The following is a 1067-nucleotide window of genomic DNA, read 5'->3' as shown; positions in this document are numbered from 1 at the left end:
TGGATCTCGCCGCAGGAGCTGCCCAGCGGCTCCGGGAAATCGCGCTGGCCGCTCGCCACGTCGTGCGCCGCCAGCCCGCCGTCGGGCCCGACCACCTGCAGCTCTTCCTCGACCCCCAGCGTGATCGCCCCGGCCGGCATGACCCGCCCGGGCTCGTGGTCAAGCGCCATGCGCCACCACCCAGTTGTGAAACATTCAACGACTTCCGGTTTTCGTGAAAGGCCGGCTCGGCCGCCGCGAATTGTGCTGCAGTGCCGCTGGCCCGCGATAAAGGAAGCCACGCATCCCGCGCATGGCAGCAGCGCACTCAAGCCCCGCCTGCGGCAGCCGATAGCGTCACAGTGCCAGCGGCCAACCAGGTCACCGCGGTGCGTTGCAATGCCCATGAAATCCCTGCTGTCGTCCCGAGTCCTTCGTGCGCTGATCTGGTCCGTCGCCTTTGTCGCCGCGATCGGCGGCGCAGCCATGCTGATGAGCCGCACCGCTGGGCGCCTGCTGGTCGACGAAGCCGAACACGCCGCGCTGCAATATGCCGGCTTCATCGCCGGGGCCGTGCCCAAGCTGAGCCTGCTGTTCGACCAAGGCAGCCTGGAACCCGAAACCCTCACCGAGCTGCGCCGGCTGCATCACATGGGCGACGTGTTCCGCTTCCAGCTGTTCGACCGCGATGGCCGGGCGCTGCTGAGCTCGGAAGACCTCGCGGCGCAGGAACCCCGCGTGGGCCAGGGCGGCCAGGCGCTGGGCCAGGAACATCCGAACACGCATGTCAGCGCCATCGTGCTGGGCGGGCGCAATTTCATCGAGCTGCACGGTGCCGATGACGAAGATGACGACGATGCGCCAGGGGCAGGCGAAACCGCCCACCCACCGGTCTACAGCGAAGCCTATGTGCCGGTGATGGCAGGCGACCGGGTGCTGGGCGTGGTCGAGGTCTATGTGGACCAGACCGGGCATGCGGCCCGCATCCGCGCCGCGTTTGCCAAGGTCTCGGCCATCGTCGTGGCGCTGCTGCTGGCCATAGGCGGCGCGATGGGCGCGCAGGCCTGGCAGCGCCTGGCCGAACGCCG

General features: G+C 69.0%; 1 protein-coding gene. It reads left to right on the top strand.

Annotated elements, in window-relative coordinates; all coding sequences use genetic code 11:
* Positions 1-384 precede the first annotated feature (384 nt).
* Positions 385-1067, top strand: a 683-nt coding sequence (locus FKP22_RS31405) for a hypothetical protein (protein WP_141292068.1), incomplete at its 3' end; no start/stop codon positions are given.

Source organism: Ideonella azotifigens, from assembly GCF_006519715.1.
Classification (GTDB): domain Bacteria; phylum Pseudomonadota; class Gammaproteobacteria; order Burkholderiales; family Burkholderiaceae_C; genus Ideonella; species Ideonella azotifigens.
Note: the sequence above shows the minus strand (reverse complement) of the source record. Positions and strands in the feature narration are given on the sequence as shown.